This window comes from Actinomadura sp. NPDC048032, from assembly GCF_040653175.1.
Taxonomy (GTDB): Bacteria; Actinomycetota; Actinomycetes; order Streptosporangiales; family Streptosporangiaceae; genus Spirillospora; species Spirillospora verrucosospora.
Genome location: NZ_JBEZJP010000539.1, coordinates 1 through 4,616, shown reverse-complemented (window position 1 = coordinate 4,616; position 4,616 = coordinate 1). Strand labels below are relative to the sequence as shown.

General features: G+C 76.1%; 5 protein-coding genes. 2 read left to right on the top strand and 3 right to left on the bottom strand.

Going from position 1 to position 4,616, the window contains the following annotated elements:
• Positions 1 to 112 precede the first annotated feature (112 nt).
• Together AB0C69_RS38405 and AB0C69_RS38400 are read left to right on the top strand one after the other, a co-directional pair.
• Entirely contained in the window at positions 113 to 508 is a 396-nt protein-coding gene (locus AB0C69_RS38405) for an STAS domain-containing protein (protein WP_345176202.1), read from the top strand.
• A 115-nt stretch (positions 509 to 623) separates the two neighbouring features.
• Positions 624 to 1,253, top strand: a complete 630-nt coding sequence (locus tag AB0C69_RS38400; protein WP_360360890.1) for a TetR family transcriptional regulator — start codon at positions 624 to 626, stop codon at positions 1,251 to 1,253.
• A 22-nt stretch (positions 1,254 to 1,275) separates the two neighbouring features.
• Here the strand turns inward: AB0C69_RS38400 and AB0C69_RS38395 are convergent, their stop codons facing one another.
• From AB0C69_RS38395 to AB0C69_RS38385, 3 genes are all read right to left on the bottom strand, one after another.
• Positions 1,276 to 3,042 carry an ATP-binding protein gene (locus tag AB0C69_RS38395; RefSeq protein WP_360360887.1) on the bottom strand — a complete coding sequence of 589 codons (1,767 nt, stop codon included), beginning with the start codon at positions 3,040 to 3,042 and terminating at the stop codon, positions 1,276 to 1,278.
• A 301-nt stretch (positions 3,043 to 3,343) separates the two neighbouring features.
• Positions 3,344 to 4,018: a response regulator transcription factor gene (locus tag AB0C69_RS38390; protein WP_345176208.1), complete on the bottom strand. Its 675-nt coding sequence runs from the start codon at positions 4,016 to 4,018 to the stop codon at positions 3,344 to 3,346.
• On the bottom strand, positions 4,009 to 4,616 hold a 608-nt coding region (locus AB0C69_RS38385), incomplete at its 5' end, for a histidine kinase (RefSeq protein WP_360360884.1). The genes AB0C69_RS38390 and AB0C69_RS38385, both read right to left, overlap by 10 nt.

Genomic DNA, 4,616 nt, shown 5'->3' with positions numbered 1-4,616 from the left:
AATTTCGTCCAGCCGTGCTTGTCGGCGACGTGCTGCGCCTTGGCGAACTGCCAGGTATGACCTCCCCTTTCACGGGTACTCCGCAACCTTGCGACTACGGGAGGTGATCGTCATGTCCATCGGAGCCGGCCAGACGCCGGAGGGGACCCCCATCGATCCGCTGCGGCTCCGCAGCGACGTCCGCGGCCCCTGCCTGCTCGTGGAGGCGGAGGGGGAGCTCACGATCCTCACGGCCGACGCGCTGCGCGAGCACGTCCTGGCCGACATGCGGGCCCTGGGCGGGCCGCCGCTGATCGTCCTGGACGTCGGCGAGGTGACCTTCTGCGACTCCTCGGGACTGAACGCGATGATCACTCTCTGGAAGGCCGCCCACGCGGCCGGGGGCGAGTTCGTCCTCGCCCGCCCGGAGCGCCGGTTCCGCACGATCATCGAACGCAGCGGCCTGGACCGGCACCTCATCGCCCACCCGACCACCGAGCAGGCCCTCGACGCGCTGTCCGCACGCTGAACCCGCGTGCGGCTCGCCCCCGCCGCGACCCCGCCCCCGCTGCTCCTCTCCCTCCTCGCCGCCCGCGCCCTCCGCTCGGACGGGCGGAGGCGCGGCGGCTAGAGTCGGCCGCACGATGACGAGCGACGACGAACTCCTGCGGAGCCTGCTCACCGGCGGCCCCGAGAGCGAGCCGCAGACCGACCGCATCCTCGACGCCGCCCTGCGGTCCTTCGAGACCTACGGGCCCCGCCGCACCACCATGGACGACGTCGCGCGCGAGTCCGGCCTCGGCCGCGCCACGATCTACCGCCGCTTCCCCACCAAGAACGACCTCGTCACCGGCGTCCTGCTCCGGGAGGCGCGGCGCTTCTTCGCCGAGCTGGACGCGGCCGTCGCGGCGCTGCCCACCCTGGAGGAGCGCCTCGTCGAGGGCTTCGCCGTCACCCTGCGCATCAGCCGGGAGCAGCGGCTCATGACGCGCCTGATGGTCGTCGAACCCGAACTGTTCCTGCCGCACTCCACGGTCAAGGCCGGGCCCCTGCTCGCCGCCGCCCGCGGCTACCTCGCCGGCCGGCTGCGCACCGCGCAGCGCCTCGGCGCCGCCCCGGCGGACGTCGACCCCGAGGTCGTCGCGGAGATCCTGGTCCGCCTCACGCACTCCCTCGTCCTCACCCCGGACGGCCACATCCCCCTCGACGAGGCGGGCGCCCGCGACTTCGCCCGCCGCTACCTCCTGCCGATCGTCCGCAACACCCCCTCCTGACCGGCGCCGGGTCACGGCGGGGTCAGGCGCCCTCTCCGGACGGCAGGACGATGCGGACCGCGGTGCCCCCACCGGGCGGGCTCTCGACGGTGACGTGCCCCCGCAGCGCGCGGACGCGGTCGGTGAGACCCGCCAGGCCGCCACCCGGGTCCGGGGAGGCGCCGCCGACGCCGTCGTCGCGGACCTCGGCGGCGATCCCGTCCGGCCCCGGGCGGACCGTCAGGTGGATCGCGTCGGCCCGGGCGTGCTTGACGGCGTTGGTGAGGGCCTCGCAGAGCGCGAAGTAAAGCGTCGACTCGATCTCGGGCGGGAACCGGCCCGCGGGCATGTCGAGATGGACGGGCACGGGCGTGCGGGTGGCGACCAGCTCCATCGCCGGGGCCAGCCCGGCGTCGGCGAGGATCGCCGGGTGCATGCCGCGGGCCAGGGCCTCCAGCTCGGCGACCGCCTCGGCCAGCTCGCCGCGGCAGGTCCGGGCCTGCTCGCGGGCCCGCGGGTCGGCCGCCGCGGCCTCCAGCCGGGCGAGCATCTCCTCCAGGGCGTGGAGCCGCTGCTGCGCGCTGTACTTCAGGTCGGCGGCGAGCCGCTCGCGCTCGGCCGCCTGGATCCGCACCAGACGCTCGCGCGCCTCGCGCGCCCGCTCCAGGTTGGCCTGCGCGGCGGCCTGGAGACGGACGGTCTCCAGCGCGCGGCCGCCCGCGACCAGCGCCGCCTCGACGAGCGGCTCGTGGTCGCGGAGCGCGGCGGCGAGGTCGACGGTGGCGAGGGGCTCGCCGCCGGACGTGCGGACCCGGTGCCGCCAGCGCCCTGCCGCGCCTCCAGGCGCGTCGCGCATGCGGCGGCCGTCCACGTCGACGTAGCCGCCGTCCGCCCACATCCACAGGTCCAGGGTGCCGTCGCCCAGGACGGCGCGGAGCGCGTCGCGGACGCGCGCCACCGACACGGGGCCTGCGAGCAGGCGCTGCATCCGCTCGGCGACGGTCAGCTCGGCCAGCCGGGCGCGCAGCGCGGTGCCGAGGAACGCCAGCGGCAGCACCGTCGCGAAGACGCCCTGGAAGAGGTAGACGTCCAGCACGTCCGCGAGGTCGGCGTCGCTGCCGATGAGCGTGCTCTGGACCACCAGGGCGCCGCTGACGCCGAACGTCACGGCGACCGCGACGGGAACGGTGAGCGCGCGGTCCAGCCGCCCCGTGCGCGGCAGGCGGGCCACCAGGATCACCACGAGCGCGCCGGCCAGCACCGTCATCGCGCCCGCCATGGCCTGCTGGACGCCGTGGAACACCCCGTGCTCGGGACGCAGCGCCGGCCAGGTCGCCGACGCCGCGAAGCCGTTCCAGGCCGGACGGGAGACGGCGCACAGCAGCGCCTGCCCGCCGATCATGATCACGACGGCGGCGGCGGTCCAGAGCCTCGCGGCGGCGCCCTCCAGCCGCCCGGCCGGGTACAGCAGCACGCCGATGCCGACGGCCAGGAAGAACACCGACTGGGCGAACACCGACACCAGCGGAGCCGCGCCCGTGTTCCAGGCCGCCGCCCAGGTGACGGCCCACGAGGCGGCCGCGACGACGAACGCCGCGCCGGTGCGCCGGGCGGTCCGCCCCGCCGCGAACAGCCCGCCCGCGACGGCGAACCCGCCGCAGCAGACCAGGGTGACGGCGGCGGCGACGGGCTGGGCCCACCAGTGCGGCCAGCCGAAGGCCAGCGCCGCGGCCGCGACCGCCGCGCCCGAGGCCAGGGCGCGGCGCACCCGCGCGCCGAGCCACGGCGGCCACCGGGAGACGCGCCTCACCGCGATCCTTCCGTGTCGTCCCGGGAAACCACCGTGCGGGACGGGGGTTTTCCCGGATGCGCGCCCAGAGCGGCGCCGGGATTATGGGAACGTGCCGGGAACGGCCGCGTCACGCGCCCGCTTTCGGGGGCGTGGCGCCTCGCGGTGGCGTGCGGGGGCCACCACCGGGGTCACCTGACGCGACCGGACTCGCACGGACAGTTTTCCCCACCGCCGCCGTGCGGCGCGAGGGGCCGTTACCCGATCGATGCGCGGGCGCGGGGGCACGCGACGACCGTCGCGCCCGGGTGCCGGGTCGCGGTCAGCGGATCTCGGCGGCGCGCAGCCAGGTCAGGACGGCGAGCACCCGCTTGTTGCTGTCCTGGGGGCCGGGCGCCCCGCCGGGCGTGGTGATCTTGAGCTTGGCGAAGATGGCCCGCACGTGGTCCTCGACCGTCCGGGCGGACAGGTGCAGCCGCTTGCCGATGCCGGCGTTGGAGTGCCCCTCCGCCATCAGCGCCAGGACCTCCCGCTCGCGTCCCGACAGCCGGGACAGCTCCTGCTCGCGGTGCCGCGCCTCGACCAGCCGGGTCACCACGTCGGGGTCGATGACGACCTCGCCGCGGCCGACCCGCTCCAGCGCCGAACGCAGGTTCTCCACGTCCGTGACGTGGTCCTTCAGCAGGTATCCGACGCCGCGCGGCCGGCCGCGGAACAGCTCCATCGCCTGCGGGGTCTCGTTGAAGGCCGACAGGACCAGGACGCCGAGGCCGGGGTGGCGCTCCAGGAGCCGGCGGGCCGCGACGACGCCTTCGTCGGTGAACGTGGGCGGCATGTGCAGGTCGAGGATGGCGACGTCGGGCGGGTCGTCCGCGACGCGGGCCAGCAGCTCCTCGCCCGACCCGGCGGACGCCACCACGTCGATCCCGACGGTGGTGAGGAGGGTGACCAGAGCCTGCCGGAAGATCCCGCTGTCCTCCGCCACGGCTACTCGCATGGGAGGTCCATCCTTACCGTCAGGCCCGCGCGGGGGCCGCCGCCGATTTCCATCTCACCGCGCAGCGCCCTGATCCGGCCGGACGGACCGGCCAGGTCGGCGACGGGATCGGCGGCGGGGCCTCCGGGGCGGGCGCCGTCGAGCCCGACCTCGGCGACCACACGTCCGCCCTCCTCGCCGACCCGCACGAGGACCCGGGTGGCACGCGCGCCCTCGACAGCGTACGACAGCGTCTCGCACAGCGCGGAGTAAAGCGTGGACTCGATCTCGCGGGAGAACCGGCGCGGGGTGACGTCGAGCGCGACCCGGGTGCCGAGCCGCTCGGCGACGACCTCCAGCGCCGGGCCGAGACCGTCCTGGACGAGCAGCGCCGGCTGCACCTCCCGGGCCAGCGCCCGCAGCTGGGCGAGGGCCTCCTTCAGCTCGGCGCGGCAGGCGCGGGCGTGCTCCTTGACGGCCGGGTCGCCGGTGACGGCCTCCAGCGTGCCGAGCATCGCGCCGAGCGCGAGCAGCCGCTGCTGCGCGCCGTCGTGCAGGTCGCGGGCGAGCCGCTCGCGCTCGGCGGCCTCGGCCCGCACGAGGCGCCGGTAGGCCGCCC